15 protein-coding genes are annotated in these 17,506 nt (G+C 60.8%); 9 read left to right on the forward strand and 6 right to left on the reverse strand.

The window, feature by feature from the left end; translation table 11 throughout:
- Positions 1 to 166 precede the first annotated feature (166 nt).
- The 4 genes from OO25_RS00005 to OO25_RS00020 all read left to right on the forward strand — a co-directional run bounded on the left by OO25_RS00005 (position 167) and on the right by OO25_RS00020 (position 2,756).
- Complete coding sequence (locus OO25_RS00005; protein WP_040177900.1) at positions 167 to 541, forward strand: VOC family protein; 375 nt, start codon at positions 167 to 169, stop codon at positions 539 to 541.
- Between the two features lie 70 nt (positions 542 to 611).
- Complete coding sequence (locus tag OO25_RS00010; RefSeq protein ID WP_040177902.1) at positions 612 to 980, forward strand: MerR family transcriptional regulator; 369 nt, start codon at positions 612 to 614, stop codon at positions 978 to 980.
- Positions 973 to 1,344 carry a carboxymuconolactone decarboxylase family protein gene (locus OO25_RS00015; RefSeq protein WP_040177903.1) on the forward strand — a complete coding sequence of 124 codons (372 nt, stop codon included), beginning with the start codon at positions 973 to 975 and terminating at the stop codon, positions 1,342 to 1,344. The genes OO25_RS00010 and OO25_RS00015 overlap by 8 nt, the downstream gene beginning before the upstream one ends.
- 131 nt (positions 1,345 to 1,475) lie before the next feature.
- Complete coding sequence (locus tag OO25_RS00020; protein ID WP_040172752.1) at positions 1,476 to 2,756, forward strand: DUF3422 family protein; 1,281 nt, start codon at positions 1,476 to 1,478, stop codon at positions 2,754 to 2,756.
- Here the strand turns inward: OO25_RS00020 and OO25_RS00025 are convergent.
- The 4 genes from OO25_RS00025 to OO25_RS00040 form a co-directional block, all read right to left on the reverse strand.
- Positions 2,692 to 3,765: a YeeE/YedE family protein gene (locus OO25_RS00025; RefSeq protein ID WP_040177904.1), complete on the reverse strand. Its 1,074-nt coding sequence runs from the start codon at positions 3,763 to 3,765 to the stop codon at positions 2,692 to 2,694. The two genes, OO25_RS00020 and OO25_RS00025, sit on opposite strands and share 65 nt — an antisense overlap.
- A gap of 280 nt (positions 3,766 to 4,045) precedes the next feature.
- A complete protein-coding gene (locus tag OO25_RS00030; RefSeq protein WP_040172755.1) occupies positions 4,046 to 5,017 on the reverse strand; it encodes an ABC transporter permease in 972 nt (323 codons plus the stop codon).
- Positions 5,010 to 6,017 carry an ABC transporter permease gene (locus OO25_RS00035; protein ID WP_040172757.1) on the reverse strand — a complete coding sequence of 336 codons (1,008 nt, stop codon included), beginning with the start codon at positions 6,015 to 6,017 and terminating at the stop codon, positions 5,010 to 5,012. The genes OO25_RS00030 and OO25_RS00035 overlap by 8 nt, the downstream gene beginning before the upstream one ends.
- Positions 6,018 to 6,166: 149 nt before the next feature.
- On the reverse strand, positions 6,167 to 7,867 hold the full coding sequence (locus OO25_RS00040; RefSeq protein ID WP_040177905.1) for a peptide ABC transporter substrate-binding protein: 1,701 nt from the start codon (positions 7,865 to 7,867) through the stop codon (positions 6,167 to 6,169).
- Positions 7,868 to 8,195: 328 nt separating this feature from the next.
- On the opposite strand from OO25_RS00040, the gene OO25_RS00045 reads away from it, so the two are divergent.
- The 5 genes from OO25_RS00045 to OO25_RS00065 all read left to right on the forward strand — a co-directional run bounded on the left by OO25_RS00045 (position 8,196) and on the right by OO25_RS00065 (position 15,007).
- On the forward strand, positions 8,196 to 10,016 hold the full coding sequence (locus OO25_RS00045; protein ID WP_040177906.1) for an ABC transporter ATP-binding protein: 1,821 nt from the start codon (positions 8,196 to 8,198) through the stop codon (positions 10,014 to 10,016).
- 4 nt (positions 10,017 to 10,020) lie between these two features.
- Entirely contained in the window at positions 10,021 to 11,187 is a 1,167-nt protein-coding gene (argE, locus tag OO25_RS00050) for an acetylornithine deacetylase (RefSeq protein WP_040177907.1), read from the forward strand.
- Between the two features lie 224 nt (positions 11,188 to 11,411).
- On the forward strand, positions 11,412 to 12,578 hold the full coding sequence (locus tag OO25_RS00055; RefSeq protein WP_040177908.1) for a M20 aminoacylase family protein: 1,167 nt from the start codon (positions 11,412 to 11,414) through the stop codon (positions 12,576 to 12,578).
- Between the two features lie 10 nt (positions 12,579 to 12,588).
- Positions 12,589 to 13,752 carry a M20 aminoacylase family protein gene (locus OO25_RS00060; RefSeq protein ID WP_040177909.1) on the forward strand — a complete coding sequence of 388 codons (1,164 nt, stop codon included), beginning with the start codon at positions 12,589 to 12,591 and terminating at the stop codon, positions 13,750 to 13,752.
- A 91-nt stretch (positions 13,753 to 13,843) separates the two neighbouring features.
- Positions 13,844 to 15,007, forward strand: a complete 1,164-nt coding sequence (locus OO25_RS00065) for a M20 aminoacylase family protein (protein WP_040178019.1) — start codon at positions 13,844 to 13,846, stop codon at positions 15,005 to 15,007.
- 97 nt (positions 15,008 to 15,104) lie between these two features.
- Here the strand turns inward: OO25_RS00065 and OO25_RS00070 are convergent, their stop codons facing one another.
- Positions 15,105 to 16,148, reverse strand: a complete 1,044-nt coding sequence (locus OO25_RS00070) for a glycosyltransferase family 4 protein (protein WP_040177910.1) — start codon at positions 16,146 to 16,148, stop codon at positions 15,105 to 15,107.
- A 13-nt stretch (positions 16,149 to 16,161) separates the two neighbouring features.
- The gene (locus OO25_RS00075) at positions 16,162 to 17,505 is read right to left on the reverse strand and encodes a 3-deoxy-D-manno-octulosonic acid transferase (RefSeq protein ID WP_040177911.1); all 1,344 of its coding nucleotides are present in this window, start codon (positions 17,503 to 17,505) and stop codon (positions 16,162 to 16,164) included.
- Position 17,506: the final 1 nt, after the last annotated feature.

A 17,506-nucleotide genomic window follows, 5' to 3' on the forward strand; every position in this document is an offset into this window, starting at 1 on the left:
TTCTATGGCGATGCAAAGGCCAGCCTCGACAAGCTGCTGACCATGATCAGCTGATTGTTCGGCTCATCGCTGCACACACCGAAAGAGCGCTCCTGACGGGGCGCTCTTTTTATTGGCCAATGCGGACTGGGGCCTGTGCTATCATAGGGCAGCCGAGGAGGATGATATGGAAAAGGCCCAAGGCATAGGCGGCGTGTTCTTCCGCGCCAAAGACCCCGAAGCGCTCAGCCGATGGTACAATGACCATCTGGGAATTGACCCCGTTGGGGGGACACCCTGGATGCAGGGAGGCGGCTATACTGTCTTTGCCCCGTTTGCTGAGGACACCGACTATTTTGGAGCCACAAGCAAACAGTGGATGATCAATTTCCGGGTAACGGATCTGGCCGCGATGATCGCGCAGTTGCAGGCCGCGGATATTTCAGTGGAGACACGGCCGGAGTGGGACGGTGAGATCGGCTATTTCGCGCGGTTGCACGACCCTGAGGGCAATCCAATAGAATTGTGGCAACCGATTGGGCGGGCTGCAGATACCGCTTGAGCTGGAGTGTACTCCAGCCGCTAGGGTGTCCCGACTCACCCATGGTGGGTGGGCAGCAAGAGAGACGTGCATGAAGATTTCAGACGTGGCGATGGCCACTGGCCTGAGCGTGGATACCCTGCGCTTTTACGAGAAGATCGGGCTGATAGAGCCGCCCGCGCGGGATGCCGCCGGGCGGCGGGTCTATGACCGCGATATCCTCGGCTGGATCCGTTTTCTGGGGCAGTTGAACGCCACAGGGATGAAGCAGGCGGACCGCGTCCGCTATGCCAGATTACGGGCAAAGGGGCGGGAGACACTGGCCGAACGGCGCGAAATGCTGGAAGCCCACCGCGAGGTGATCCGCCGGCAGCTGGAGCAGCTTCATGACACGCTTGCCCTAATGGATCGCAAGGTGGCGATCTACCATGACCTGGAAAAGGACAGCGCAGATGTCTGACGCATTGACCAATGGCCGCAAGCTGCTGGCAGAGATGAACCCGAACCTGGAAGCGATCCTGGCAGAGCGCTACGACGCACATTTGCCGGGAATGGCGGAGAGCCTGGTGGAATGGGCCTATGGACGCCACTACGCACGTCAGGGCCTGGACCTGCGCACACGGCAGCTCTGTACAATTGCCGCGCTGACGGCGCTTGGCGGTCAGACAACGCCGCAGTTGAAGGTAAATATCGCGCACACCCGTTCGGCGGGCGCAAGTGAGGCAGAGATTCTGGAGGTGATTTGGCAGATGGCGGTTTATGGCGGAATGCCTGCGGCCATCAATGGTTTGAATGCGGCGATTGAGGTGTTTGAGGCGGCATAATGCCCTCGTCTGGCGTCAGGCTTGCCTCGATTGTATACGGTTGTATCCAGTTAAGGCATTGAAATAACGTAATTCTTTACAGGTCAATTCGCCTCCGCTAACCTGTGGTCTGCCGCTCAGGGAGACCACAGATGCCGCCAATTCAAGACCACCCGCTGCGTTACCAGCTGGCAAATGAGCTGCACGCCCGCCCGTTCCCGACGATGAGCAATCCGTCGACGGTGATCTATCTTGCGATCAAGCAGCCGCAGGAGGCGGTGCATCGCGATCGCAGCCGGGATCTTGCCCATCTCATTGAGCTACTGGACCGACACGGGGTGCCGCATCCGAAACCGGGCGCGACACATCATTCCGCACAGCTGGGGCGCCATACCCTGAAATGGGAACAGCATACCGAGTTCGTGTCTTACACGCTGTATTTCGACGGCATCAGCGAGCGGCCTTACGATCCTGCGGATTTCGATGTGTTCCCGTCTGACTGGCTGTCCGAGGCGCCGGGGCAGCGCATCACCTCGCTGATGCTGCGGGTCCTGCCGCGCGGCGAGGTTGCGGATGTACGCCGGGCGCTGACCGATTGGTTTGTGCCTGAGAGTCTGGCCGTTGCGCGGGTGCTGGATGACAGCTGTGTGGTGGCTGGGGATTTCCGGATCGACCCGGCAGGCCACATGCGGTTCGCCGTTTTTCCGAACACGGAGACGGGCGCCCAGCGGATTGGCCGGGTGGTGCAGCGTCTTTGCGAGATCGAAACCTATCGCGCCATGTCGATGCTGGGGTTTTCGCGGGCGCGTGGCCTCAGCCCCACAATCGGGGCGCTGGATACCCATCTGAGTGAGATGATGGTGGAGATGACCGGCGACCGCATGCCTGCCGAACAGACGCTGTCGCAGCTGTTGATCGTCTCGGCAGAGTTGGAAGCGATGGCGGCGCAGGCGGCGTTCCGCTTTGGGGCGACAGGGGCCTATGATGCGCTGGTCAACCAGCGCATTGCCCTGCTGCGGGAGGCGCGATTTGAAGGGTATCAAACCTTTGCCGAGTTCATGCTGCGCCGGTTTGAACCGGCCATGCGGACCGTAAAATCAACCGAAGGACGGCTGGCCACATTGGCGGATCGCGCGCGGCGGGCAGGGGAGCTGTTGCGGACCCGCGTTGATGTAGAACGCTCCGCACAGAACCAGGCGCTACTGGAAAGCATGGACCGCCGCGCAGATATGGCGCTGCGGCTGCAACATACGGTGGAGGGGCTGTCTGTGGTGGCGATCAGCTACTATGCGGTGTCGCTGGCGTCCTATGCGCTCTACCCCCTTGCCGCGGTTCTGGGCCTCAGCAAGGGGATGATGACGGCAGCCCTTACTCTGCCGGTTGTACTGATGGTGTGGCTCGCGGTGCGCCAGATCCGGAAGCGGCTGCATTGAGCCAGGCATTTGCGGCCAGGCCACCTGCCGCAATCGACGCCAGTGCCAGCACCGCAGCCAGGCTGAGTGTCGGAATACCCGCAAGGCCTGCGCCGACGGTGCACCCGCCTGCAAGAACACCGCCAACGCCCATCAGCACAGCGCCGCTGAGGTAGCGGCCGGTCTGGCGCGGGCTCTCAAAGCTCTGCCAGTGAAAACTGCCACTCAGCAGTGCGGCGACCAGTGCACCGATCAGCACGCCACCGACCAGACCCGTGCCAAAGCCAGCCGGTACGGCGCTGGACGCCAGCGTGTAGAACAGGGTCTCAGCTGACGGCGCGGTGAAGGAGAGGCTTTCCATCGCGATGGGGTCAAATTCGTCGAACAGCACATAGCCAGTGCCCACCCAGGCAAGGGGCACCAACGCGCCGATCAGTGCCCCACCAAGAAGGGGTAGAGCGCGGTTTCCGGATTTGAGGGCGACCGCGACAGCGACAAGGGCGATCAGCGCAGCCACGACCAGTGGTCCTCCGGCCAAGGCCGCAAGAGAGGAGTAGTCGCCTATGGGGACCGTCAGGCCGCCAATCCAAGTGCGGAGCGGAGCCAGTACGCCCTTAAGTGTCGCATGGGCGACGATGGCGAAAATCACGATCACCACCAGCGCGCGCAAATTGCCGCTGCCGGTCAGCACCATCAGCCGGGAGACACAGCCGCGTGTCAGCACCATGCCGACACCGAACATCAACCCGCCAAGGACCACCGCTGCCACGGGCAGATCGGCCACCATCAAGCGGTGTTCACCAAAGTTGATCCAGCCAAGCGCCACAGCGGCTTGGGTGCCAAGAACCGCAACCGCGAGCGCCATTGCCCAGACACCAGCGGCTTGACGGCGATCCGCACCGACTACAGCACGGCGAAAACAAAACCGGGTCAGCTGCGCCAGCCCACCAAAGAGGATCCCGACACCCAGGGCAAACAGGACCGAAACCGCACGGGCGGTGGTGTCTTCAAAGCCAAGTGTTTCGAACATATGCGGTCTCCGTGACTGCGATAGGGAGGGGCGACGGGATCCATCGCTTTTGGAATATTTTCCCGAAATGGCCGTTTTTTCGGCAGGCAGCAAGCTTTGAGGCCAGATGGCATGGCGTATTGTGCAGGAAATTATTCTGTCCAAAGTGATCTCTCTGGATCAGACGTCCCGCCGCGCTTGCAGTGGGCAAAAACAAATCGGCCACTCTGAGGGAGTGGCCGATTGATATGTTTTTATTTGAATGTGTAGGGGTGTTATGCCCTGTACTGCGTCTTCGGTATCAGCGCCCCCGGATCCGAGGGTCCAGCGCGTCGCGCAGGCCGTCGCCGAGGTAGTTGACGCTCAGCACGGTGAGAGAGATCGCCATGCCGGGCCAGAACACCCGCTCAGGATACTGCTGGAGATAATCCGTCGCATCATAGAGCAGCCGGCCCCAAGTCGGGAAATCCGGCGGGAAGCCGAGGCCGAGGAAGGACAAGGCCGACTCGGTGATGATCGCGGTCGCAATACCCAGTGTGGCCGACACCATGATCGGTGACAGCACGTTGGGCAGGATGTGGCGCGAAATCAGCTTGCTGTTGGTGGTCCCGATGGAGCGCGCCGCCAACACGAATTCCCGTTCCTTGATCGCCAGAACATCGCCCCGCACAATCCGTGCGGTGGGCATCCAGCTGGTGATGCCGATGGAAGCCACGATCAGGATGAAGATGCCCTGTTCCGGCCCGAAGGTCGCGTTCAGCGGCTCGCGGAACAGCAGCATCATCACCAGGAGGAGCGGCAGCAAAGGCAGCGCCAGAAACAGATCTGTCAGTCGCATCAGCGGCCCGTCGAGGCGCTTGAAGAACCCCGCCAATACGCCCACCAGCGAGCCGAGGAACAGCGCCAGCAGCATTGCGGTCAGACCAACGGAAACGGAAGTCGCCCCCCCTGCCATCATCCGGGCCAGCATGTCGCGGCCCAGCTGATCGGTCCCGAAGGGGTGCGCCCAGCTGGGGCCCTGATTGCGGGCGCGGATATCAATGCGGGTGGCATCGATATCCCAGAAAAACGGACCAAGATAGACCGTCAGAACGATCAGAAGAAACAGCGCACCGCCAAGCATGGCGCCTTTGTGCGATTTGAACTGATCCCACACATCCAGCCACTGGCTGCGGGGCGGTTGGTCCAGCTCTTCCATCGCACCTGCGGCGGGCAGGGCAGTGGAGGCGGGGGCAATCCCTTCGTCGGGAACCAGACGGTCCTTATCAGTCATAGCGGATCCTCGGGTCTAGAATGCCATAGAGCACATCTGCGATCAGGTTGAACAACACGATGAGCACAGCAAAGATAAAGGTCAGCGTTTGCACCATCGGCAGATCGTTGGCCTCAATCGCGCCGATTAGCAGCTGGCCGATGCCGTTTACCTTGAACACTTGTTCGGTGATGATCGCACCGCCGAAGATGGCCGGAATACCAAGCGCAATCACGGTAACCACAGGGATCATCGAGTTGCGCAGCACATGGACCATCACAACCACATATTCGCTCAGGCCTTTGGCGCGGGCGGTGCGGACATAATCCTGATTGAGGTTGTCCAGCATCGAAGCGCGCATGAAGCGGCTGAGCTGTGCGGTAATTTGCAACGCCAGAACCATGACCGGCATGACCATCTGTTGCAGCTGTTTGACGAAGGAGTCCCAACTGTTCACCACATGCGTGGTGTCATAGATCGAGGGGAACCAGCCAAGCTGAACCGAGAAAATCACGATCACCAACACGCCGGAGAAAAACGGCGGCACCGAGAAGCCGACCATCGACACAAAGGTGCCGACCTGATCGAACCAGCTATACTGGCGGTAGGCCGAATAAATGCCAATAGGCAGGGCGATGGCGATCGCCACCAGATAGGCCGTGCCCACAACCCAGAGGGTCTGCGGCATGCGCTGTACGACGATATCCATCACCGGCGAGCGGGTCTGCCAGGAGATTACGCGCAGGTCACCGGCTGAAAAGCTGGTGCCTAAATAGTGGTCGATCAGAACCTGAGGTTCGATCCAGAAGAACTGTACGATCCATTTCCAGAATCGGATATGCGCGGGTTGGCCAAGGCCAAGCGCCTCACGCATCTTTTCTTTGACTTCGGGGGGGACGGTCAGAGGAACCTGAGCCATCGGATCACCGGGCGCGAGTTCAAGCAGCAAAAAGATAACAAGGCTGATGAACAGAAGCGTCGGAACCGACAGAACAAGGCGTCTGATTGTAAAGGTCAGCATCCAGTAGGCGCCTTTGCAATTGGAAGAATGGGGTGGAACTGGGCGGTCTTTTGCCTGAGATCCATTTCTGGCCGATGCAATGACGTCATTCGGACGTAAATGGCAAGAGGCCCCGGCGCATTACCGGGGCCACTGCAGGCGTTTGACGCTTACTCGGTGCGGTGCCAGTCAGCTGCGTTCCACAGCTCGGTGTCCCAGACGTTCAGATCCACGCCACCCAAGGTGTTGGAGCGCGCGGACAGACGACCACGGTGAACCAGCGGAATCATGCCACCTTTTTCGACGATGATATCGTTCAGGCGCTTGGCGATTTCCGCGCGCGCTTCCAGACCAGCCGTTTGGGACAGTTCGGCGTGCAGCTTGTCGAATTCCTCATCGCAGAAGCGGGAGATGTTCTCACCCTGCCACTGGCTGTCAGGACGCGGTGCCTTGTCGCACAGACCGTTGCCCAGATAGGACTGCGGGTCGGTGCCGTTAAAGGTGTTTGCGTACATTTCGACGTCAGCATAGAACTTCTGGAAGGTGTCGGGGGAACCCGGATCACCACCGAAGAAGACCGAAGAGTTGATGTTGCGCAGCTCGGTCTCAATGCCGATTTCGCTCCACCACTGTTTGATCAGCGCCTGGAAATCCTGACGCACAGCGTTGGTCGATGTCTGGTACAGGATTTTCATTGGCTTGCCGTCGGGAGTTTCCCGCACGCCATCACCGTTGGTGTCCTTGTAGCCGGCTTCGTCCAGCATCGCGTTAGCGGCGGCGAGATCCTGAGTGGAGCAGTCGAACGTATCCGACGCAAAGGCTGCAGGGGCAGGAACCCAGTTACAGCCGACTTTGCCTGCCTTGCCATAGCCGATTTCCACCAGCAGCGGACGGTCGATGGCCAGTGACATGGCTTTGTAGACCGCCGGATCGCTGAGGAAAGGATGCGGGCGGATCACCGAACGCTCATCCGGGCCAAGCGCCGGATCGGGGTTGGTGTTGTTCAGCATGATACGCTCAACCAGAGGACCAAAGCCCGCGACTGGCACGCCTTTGCCGCCAGTTTCCATCTGCGCAATGACTTCGGGGGCCAGCTGGAGATTCCAAGCATAGTCGAACTCGCCGGTTTCCATAACGGCACGACCTGCTGCGGTTGCGTCGCCGCCACCTTTGAACAGAACCTTGGCAAAGGCAGGCTTCGCCGGGTCACGGTAGTTGGGGTTGGCCGACATGGTGATCACGTCGTTAGGTTTGAACTCATCGACGACAAACGGGCCGGTGCCGATGGGCGCAAAGTTGGCGGTGGTGCATTCGGGTGCCTTGGCACCGACGCAATCAGCAAACTGCGCAGCCTGGATGATCGGGCTTTCGCCGCCAACAAAGGGGCCATAGGGGAAGGGGGTCGGTTTGTCGAAAGTGACCTTGACGGTCAGATCGTCGACCGCTTCGACGCTGGTGACGCCTTCGAATTTGGTGACCTGTGCGCAGCCGCCTTCGGGGTGCATACAGTAGTCAGCGGTGAATTTCACATCCTTGGAGGTGAAAGGCGTGCCATCAGACCAAAGAAGGCCCGGCTTGATCTTCCAGGTGATCGAGGTGAGATCTTCGCTCACGCCGCCATTGTCGACGGTGGGGATCTCTTCAACCAGATAGGGAACCATTTCGCCCTGTGGGTCGTATCGTGCCAGCGGTTCGATCACCAGCGACGCAGATTCCACATCCTTGGTGCCGCCCGACAGGAACGGGTTCAGGATGGAGGGGGCTTGCCAATAAATAATGTTAACCTGGCCGTCCGATCCCCGTTCGGCAAAGGCTGCGGGGGCAAGCGCGGCGGACGCAATTGCACCCAGCAAAAGGGTCTTAATTTTCATAATTCACTCCTTGTCGGACACGTATGTGCCTTCTTTTGACCGGGTCTGTTGCACCCCGGAGATTTGCCACATCGCTGTGGTCTGTGCGGTTGAGCACGCGGTCTCTGCCGGGTTGTGGCTGCGGTCACGTTACCGCGATCTTGGCTTGCAACCGGAGGCAGGCGTGGCTGCACTGCGGGTATCGAATACAGACTCCTGCCAAAATGCAAGACTTGCAGCCGAGAAAAAATTGCGCAGGCTCTGGCCCTGGGTTTGACGGGGTCAGCGCAGGTGCGTACACCTTCCTGTCAACGCCATCGAAAAAGAAGAATACGAAGGGGACGTCACGGTGCTGGATCAACCAATCGCGCAAATCAAAGGGCTCCGGGTGGAGTTTCAGACCAAAGACGGCCCGGTGGTGGGCGTAGAGGATGTCTCCTTCGACGTTAATCCCGGCGAAACCGTTTGCATTGTTGGCGAATCCGGGTCTGGGAAATCGGTGTCCTCGCTGTCGCTGATGCGTTTGGTTGAGTTTGGTGGCGGCGATATCACTTCAGGGCAGCTGCTGTTTGACCGCCGCGACGGAGGTGAGGTGGATCTCGGCAAAACCGATCAGGCGCTGATGAAACAGATTCGCGGCAATGAGATCGGAATGATCTTTCAGGAGCCGATGACCGCGCTGAACCCGGTGTTCACAGTTGGGCGTCAGCTGACAGAAGGGCTGCGGATCCACAAAAACCTCAGCAAGAAAGACGCCGAAGCACGCGCGCTGGAGCTGCTGCGTGAGGTTCGCATCCCAGAGCCGGAACGCCGCCTGAAACAGTATCCGCATGAATTGTCGGGCGGGATGCGTCAGCGGGTGGTAATCGCGATGGCGATGGCCTGCGAGCCGCGTCTGCTGATCGCGGATGAGCCGACGACGGCGTTGGATGTGACCATTCAGGCTGAAATCCTTGCGCTGATGGACCGGTTGAAGCGGGAAACCGGTACAGCCGTGATGTTCATCACCCACGATATGGCGGTGGTCGCGCAGATGGCAGACCGTGTGGTCGTCATGTTCCGTGGCAACAAGGTCGAGGAAGGCACCGTCACGGAGATCTTCGAGAACCCGCAGCATGACTACACCAAAGCCCTGTTGGCGGCGGTTCCTAAGCTGGGCGAGATGCGCGGCAAAGACTACCCGGAGCCGATGAAGCTGATGGGTGTGGAGCAGCAGGAAATCGCACCCATCAAGGGCAGCGACGAAGTGCTGCTGGAGGTTCGCAACCTAGTGACCCGTTTCCCGGTGAAGGGAGGCATCCTGCGCCGTACCGTGGCCAACGTGCATGCGGTCGAAGATGTGTCTTTCAAGGTGTTCAAGGGGCAGACCCTGTCGCTGGTTGGTGAATCTGGTTGCGGCAAATCCTCTGCCGGTCGGTCGCTCCTGCGCTTGGTGGAGCCGCAATCCGGTGCGGTGGAATTCGAAGGCCGCGATATCCTTGGCCTGAACCAGAGTGAGTTGCACAAGGCGCGGCTTGATATGCAGATGATCTTTCAGGATCCTTTTGCCTCTCTCAATCCGCAGATGCAGCTGCTGGACCAGGTGGCGGAACCGATGCGCAACTACGGTCTGGCTTCTGGTTCAGAACTGCAGGACCGGGTCGCCACCCTGTTTGATCGGGTGCATTTGCCGCGCAGCTTCATGCGCCGCTATCCGCATGAAATGTCCGGTGGTCAGCGTCAGCGGATTGCTATTGCCCGCGCCCTTGCACTCAATCCGAAACTGATTGTCGCGGATGAGGCCGTTTCGGCGTTGGACGTGTCGGTGCAGGCGCAAGTCTTGAACTTGATGATGGAACTTCAGTCCGAACTGGGGCTGTCGTTCCTGTTTATCAGCCATGATATGGCCGTTGTCGAACGCGTCAGTCATCAGGTTGGCGTGATGTATCTGGGCCGCATTGTCGAACTCGGACCGCGGGCGCGCGTGTTTGAGAACCCACAACACGCCTATACGCAAGCGCTGATGAAGGCGGTGCCGATCGCTGATCCGAACCAGCGCAAATCGGAGAAGGATCTGAATTTCAAACCGATCCCGTCACCGATCCATGATCTGAACTACCAGCCCGAACCCTCGCAGTACATGGAGGTGGAACCGGGGCATTTTGTTCTGACCACTGATAGCGGTTATTAAGAACATGGCAGAGCAGCTCACCCCGCTGGAGATCATGAGCAAGCTGATCTCTTTTCCCACCGTCAGCAGCGAAACCAACCTGCCGCTGGTGGATTGGGTTGAGGGCTATCTGGCCAGTCACGGCATCACCGCGCACCGCTGGGTGGATCCCGATCAGCCGCATAAGGCGGCGGTTTTTGCCCATGTCGGCCCCGAGGTCGAAGGCGCTGTGGTGCTGTCAGGGCATACGGATGTTGTGCCGATTGAGGGGCAGCCCTGGGACAGCGATCCCTTCACCGTGGTTGAGCGGGACGGCAAGTATTTTGGTCGCGGCACCTGCGACATGAAAGGTTTTGACGCGCTGGCGATCTGGGCTTTAGTGGCGGCGCACCACCGAGGTGTCGCGCGGCCTTTGCAGCTTGCGCTCAGCTTTGATGAGGAGGTGGGCTGCACCGGCGCGCCGCCGATGATTGTCGCAATGCAGGAGGTTCTGCCCAAGGGATCCTGTGTCATCGTTGGGGAACCTTCGGTGATGCGCCCGGTGACCGGGCACAAGGGTGGTATTGGCTACAGCACTCATCTGGTGGGCTTTGAGGTGCACAGCTCGCTCATGCACACGGGTGTCAGCGCCATCATGCAGGGGGCCCGGCTGATTGATTGGGCCAATGCGCGCAATGCGGAGAATATGGCCAAGACGCCGGATGACGTCGCATCTCTGTTCACGCCGCCCTTCACCACCTGCCACGTCGGTATGATCAATGGCGGCACGGCCCATAACATCACGGCAAAAGATTGCCGTTTCGTGATGGATTTCCGGGTTGTTCCCGGCGAATCTGCGGCCGAATGGGAAGCGGCCTATCTGGCGAAGCTGCGCGAGATCGAGGCAGAGATGCAGGCGGTCCATCCCGACACCCGCATTGATGTCAGCAAGAAGTTCAATGTGCCGGGCCTGGTTCCCGAGGTCGAAGGCGAAGCCGAAACTCTGGTGCGTGCGCTCACCGGCGACAACGGCACCCATGTGGTGAGCTATGGGACCGAGGCGGGGCAGTTTCAGGAAGCGGGCTATTCCGCTGTGATCTGCGGGCCTGGTGATATCGCGCAGGCGCATCAACCGAATGAGTATATCGAGGTATCGCAGTTCAACGCGGGCCATCGGTTCATGCAGCAGCTGGTTGACCGCCTCGCAGCCTGACGACTGGCCTGCGCCGGTTTCGGGGCTCTGCTTGGGCTGATCATGGCCGACGGCGATCTGCTTGCACCTCATTACTTGATAAGGCAAGTTTTCTGAAAGAGAGTGGCCGCAGACCTCACCGTTGATGCGGCTATCCGCCTGCTCGCGCCATTGGAAACAGTGTTTTCGTTGCTTGGCAGCCAGCGATGCAGCTGGGACAGCGGACCAATATTAGGGAGATGCCCATGCCGATCAAGAATCGCCTGTCTGAAATGCACGCTGAGATCACCGGTTGGCGGCGTCACCTGCATCAGATGCCGGAACTGCTCTATGAGGTGCATAAGACCGCCGCTTTTGTCGAGGAGAAGCTGCGCAGCTTTGGCATCACAGACATCACCACCGGTGTTGGCCAAACCGGGGTCGTCGCCGTCATCCAGGGCAAGACCAACACCTCGGGCCGCGCTATCGGCCTGCGTGCCGATATGGATGCGCTGCCAATCACCGAGGCGACCGGGCTCGATTACGCCTCCCAGACGCCGGGGCTGATGCATGCCTGCGGCCATGATGGCCATACCTCGATCCTGCTCGGCACTGCGAAATATCTGGCTGAGACCCGCAATTTTGACGGCAAGGCAGTGCTGATCTTTCAGCCGGCAGAAGAAGGCGGTGCCGGAGGCAAGGCGATGTGCGATGACGGCATGATGGCGCGTTGGGGTATTCAGGAGGTCTATGGCCTTCATAATGCGCCGGGCATTCCGGTTGGGGAATTTGCCATTCGCTCCGGTCCTCTACTGGCGTCTTCCGATGAATTCGAGATCACCGTGACCGGGCTAGGGGGGCACGCGGCTACTCCGCATGAGGCGATTGATACCACGCTTGTGGCCGCACAGATTGTTGTGTCTTTGCAGTCGATCGTGGCGCGTAATATCGACCCGCTGAAGCGTGTGGTGCTGACCGTTGGCACCTTTGAAACCGACAGCACCGCCTCCAATGTGATCGCCCATTCGGCCCGGCTGCAGGGCACCGTGCGGACGCTCGACACGGAATGCCGAAGCCAGGCCGAAACCCGCGTGCGCCGCATTGCGGAGGATATCGCCTCGGCCTACGGCGCGCAGGCTGAGGTCAATTGGATGCCGGGCTATCCGGTGACCGTGAATACCGAAGCTGAGACCGGCTATGCGGTGGAGGCGGCGCGCGCCGTGTCGCCCAAGGTGAGCGACAACACGGATCCGATCATGCCATCGGAAGACTTCTCCTACATGCTGGAAGAGCGCCCGGGCGCCTATATCTTCCTTGGCAATGGGGACACCGCCATGTGCCACCATCCGGCCTATGATTTCGACGATGAGGCGATCCCGCTGGGCTGCAGCTGGTTCGCCGAGCTGGTCGAACGACGTATGCCCGCAGCCTGAGGATGACCCGATGCCCGTGAAGAACCGCTTTGCTGAAATGCACGCCGAAATCACCGCCTGGCGTCGGGACATCCATCAGCACCCGGAAATCCTCTACGAGACACATCGCACCAGCGCACTGGTGGCCGAGAAGCTGCGTGCCTTCGGCTGCGACGAGGTGGTGACGGGGATCGGTCGGACCGGTGTTGTCGGACTAATCCGGGGCCGCAGCGATACGCAGAACCGGGCGATTGGTCTGCGCGCCGATATGGATGCGCTTCCTATGGCAGAAGACACCGGCCTGCCGCATGCCTCGCAGATTGAGGGCGCAATGCACGCCTGCGGCCATGACGGCCATACTGCGATGTTGCTGGGAGCGGCCAAATACCTCGCAGAGACGCGCAACTTCGATGGCACTGCGGTGGTGATTTTTCAGCCCGCCGAAGAGGGCGGCAATGGCGCTGAGGCCATGTGCAAGGATGGTCTGATGGACCGTTTCGGTATTGATGAGGTCTATGCCATCCACAATTCGCCGGGGCTTGAACTGGGCAAATTCGCCCTGCGCCCGGGGCCGATCCTGGCCTCTGTCGATGAGTTCATTATTCGTCTGCAAGGACGCGGTGGCCATGCGGCCAAACCGCAGGAAACCGCCGATACCACGGTGATGATGTGCTCTCTAATCACAGCCCTGCAGACCATCGTGTCGCGCAATGTCGATCCCGTGATGCAGGGGGTTTTATCGATCACCTCGGCAGAGACATCGTCGAAGGCGTATAACGTCATCCCGGACCGGGCGGAGGTGAAAGGCACCATTCGAACCCACTCGCCGCAGGTCCGTGAACAGATCCCGGAGCGGCTGCGTGCGGTCACTGCCGGAATTGCGCAGAGTTTTGGCGGCTCTGCGGAGGTGGAGTTTGTGAACGGTGTCCCCGTGACCATCAATGATGCGGAGGCGACCACATACGCCCATGCGGCAGCGCTGGCGGTGGCAGGTGACTGTGAGGAGGTGGCACTGGCCATGGGCGGAGAGGACTTCTCCTTCATGCTGGAGGAGCGCCCCGGTGCCATGATCCGTGTTGGCAATGGACCCTCGGCTGGCCTGCATCACCCGGCTTATGATTTCAACGACGATGCCATCCCAGCCGGATGCAGCTGGTTCGTCACCCTGATCGAACAGCGGCTACCACTGCCCTGATGGGAAAGGGTCGTCTGCATCAACCGTCATTCAACTGAAAACAGCGCGGACCAAGATCGTCAGCGCATTGATAGAGAAAAAGGACCTTACCATGCCTGTGAAGAACCGTTTCGCCGAACTGCAAAGCGAAGTCACCGCTTGGCGACGTGATATCCATGAAAATCCTGAAATCCTGTTCGAGACCCATCGCACCAGCGCGCTGGTTGCGGAGAAGCTGAAAGAGTTCGGCTGTGACGAGATTGTCACCGGCATCGGCCGCACGGGTGTTGTTGGCGTGATCAAGGGCAAGTCTGACAGTTCCGGCAAGGTGATCGGTCTGCGCGCCGATATGGACGCACTGCCGATCCATGAACAGACTGGCCTGGACTATGCCTCCAAGACCGATGGCGCGATGCACGCCTGTGGCCATGACGGCCACACTGCAATGCTGTTGGGGGCGGCCAAATACCTGTCTGAGACCCGCAATTTCGACGGCACCGTGGTGGTGATTTTCCAGCCCGCCGAAGAAGGCGGCGGCGGTGGCAAGGAAATGTGCGACGACGGCATGATGGATCGCTGGAACATCCAGGAAGTCTACGGCATGCACAACTGGCCGGGCCGTCCGGTTGGCTCCTTCGCGATCCGCCCGGGCGCATTTTTTGCGGCGACCGATCAGTTCGACATCACCTTTGAAGGGCGCGGAGGTCATGCGGCGAAGCCTCAGGAAACCATCGACACGACCGTGATGTCGGCGCAGGCCGTGCTGGCGCTGCAGACCATCGCGTCGCGTAATGCAGATCCCGTGCATCAGATCGTGGTTTCGGTGACCTCGTTTGAGACCTCCTCCAAGGCCTTCAACGTGATCCCGCAGAGCGTTCAGATCAAGGGGACAGTGCGGACCATGTCTGGCGAGATGCGCGATCTGGCGGAGAAGCGGATCAATGAGATTTGCGACGGCATTGCCGCGACCTTTGGCGGTACGGCGGCCGTGACCTACCACCGGGGGTATCCGGTGATGGTGAACCATGACGAACAGACCGAGTTTGCGGCGAAGGTGGCGCGGGATATCTCTGGCGGATGCGAGGATGCGCCCCTTGTGATGGGTGGCGAAGATTTTGCCTTCATGCTGGAAGAGCGCCCCGGTGCCTATATTCTGGTTGGCAACGGCGACACCGCTGCCGTGCACCACCCCGAATATAACTTCAACGATGAGGCCATTCCTGCCGGGTGCAGCTGGTGGGCAGAGATTGTCGAACAGCGGATGCCCGCCGCCTGATCACTGAGGCAAAAGACCGGCTAAGAGGATCGCCTGTCCCGTTGTGGGCAGGCGATTCTTTTGGCGTTATCTAGGGGGCTTGAGAGGCTGCTCGCGCTTAGCCTGCGGACCAGAGGTCTTGATAGACGGCATCGATGCCATCTGCCTCCGCATGGGCGCTGAAGGCGTGGACCGCCAAATCGCGACCAGCTTGTCCGCGGCGTGACAGTTCTTCGGGTGCCGACAGCAACTGACCTGCGGCCTCTGCCGCGGCGTCGGCGGCCTCCAACGGCACCACGGTGCCGACGGTCCCTTGCGCCGAAAAGGCACGATAATATCCGGTGTCTGAACCGACAAAGGGCACAGCACTGGCCAACCCCTCCAGCGGAGCCATACCGTAGCCTTCGTAGAGGGGCAGCTGCATCACCAGCGACAGCGCGCGCATCACGAGCGGCAGATCGCTTGCCGGAATTTCGCCGGGAAACAGAATGCGTTCGCCAAGGCCCGCCGCGGCGATCTTTGCCTGCAAGCCCTTCAGAAAGCCCTGATGCTCTCGTGCGGCACGCCCGATCACCAGAGCGACAGCGCCGGGGTGTTTGGGCAAGAGGCGCAGCATAGCGTCAACAAACAGATCGGTGCCTTTCTCGGGCCGAATACGTCCGATTGTGGCAATCCCTTGCTGGCCGCCATAGCCAAGCGCGGCCCACGCCGAGCCGCGGTTCTCCGCCGGTGTGAATAGATCGGTGTCGACCCCATGCGGCACCACGGAACGCACATGGGGGACATAGGTTGCGGCGGCTTCGGTGGTGGCAATCACCGCATCCATGCGCGAGATCAGCCAGCGCGGAAACGCAGAATGCCGCCGTTGCGCCGCTGAGGTGAAAACGATCCGCACCGGCAGGCGCAGGACGTCGCGCGCCCAGATCGCGGCACGCATTTCGGTGTTGCGCCGGACGTGCCAGATCGCGAAGGGTTTGGCGGGGTCATGATGGCGTGAGGCCGCGCGGGCGGCGGCGATGCTAATCGGATCCGGGCAGCCGGGCAGGGCGCGTCCCACCAGCGCCATCTCGTATCGTCCGGCCTGTTGACGCACCACATTCGCAGCGGTCGCCGAGACACCGGTGAAGTTGCGATTGAAGTTGGTGACAAGCAGGTCGGCCATCTGGCGGTTCCGATCAGTTGCGTGTGTTGGGCGAAGGGAGCGCCAGATGGGTGATCAACAGGTCCACCACACCGTCAAGGGCTGCCGCCTGCGCCTCGACCACGCCGCGCGCAGCAGTGCGAGCCGTGTTAAGGGCGGTGTCATCCGTCAACCAATGCTGGACTGCGCCGGCCAACGTTGGGGCGTCGCTGACCTCAACCGCTCCACCGGCGTCGATCAGGGGTGGATAGGTCTCGGCAAAGTTGGAATAACCCGGGCCGGTGATGACGGCGGCGCCGGCCTGTGCCACCTCAAACGGATTATGCCCGCCGATGGGGGCAAGGGAGCCGCCCAGAAACACGATGGGCGATAGCGCATACCATGTGCCGACCTCGCCCAGTGTATCCGCCAGATAAACCTGCGTGTCAGGGGTGAGGGCATCGCCTGCGCTGCGACGGGCAACGCTGAGACCCGCCTTCTTGATCAGCGCGATCACCTCTGTTGCGCGCTCCGGGTGACGGGGCGCCAGTAACAGGCAGAGGTCGGGGGTCTCGGCCAGCAGTGCTTTATGCGCGGCGATCACGGTCTCCTCCTCTCCACGGTGGGTGGAGCTTGCGACCCAGAGCGGGCGCGCTCCCAGCTCGGCCTGAACAGAGGCAAGGGCGGTCTGATCAACGGGCAGCGGGGCGGACCCGGCTTTCAGGTTGCCGCTGGGATGGACGCGATCAGCCGGGGCGCCAAGGTCGATCAGGCTCTGGCCCATCTGCGGGTTCTGGCTGAGCAACACATCGAAATGCTGCATCACAAAGGCGGCGGTGGCCGGTTTGGATTTCCACTGCGCGATGGATCGGGCCGACAGTCGGGCATTGACCAATGCCAGCCGCACGCCGGAGCGTTTGGCCGCGTCCAGCGTTACCGGCCACAGCTCACTTTCGACAAAGAGCGCTGCGTCCGGCTGCCAATGCCGCAGAAAGCGGCGTACGGGGGCTGTAGCATCCAGCGGCGCAAACTGGTGGCGGCAATTGGCGGGCATACGCTTGGCCATCATCTCGGCAGAAGTTGCGGTGCCCGAAGTCAGTAGGAATTCCGCGCCGGGCAGGCGGGGGGCCAGTTTGTCGATCAGGCTCAGCGCGGCCAGGCTTTCACCGACCGAAGCACCGTGAAACCACAGCAACGGCGCAGGGTGGCCATCGGGTGTTTGGGGTGTTGGGCGCGGCTCTGTTGGATAGCCCATCCGTTCGCGCTGGCGGGCAGCTGACACCCCGTGATCGGTGAGCTTGCCTGCGACTTTGCGATAGGCAAACGGCGCCAGCGCCGCAGTGACCGCGCGGTAGAGGTGAAACAACAGCGGCGCTGCGCTGGTCTTGCGGCTGGACATA

It is taken from the genome of Phaeobacter sp. S60, from assembly GCF_000826845.1.
Classification (GTDB): Bacteria; Pseudomonadota; Alphaproteobacteria; order Rhodobacterales; family Rhodobacteraceae; genus Phaeobacter; species Phaeobacter piscinae.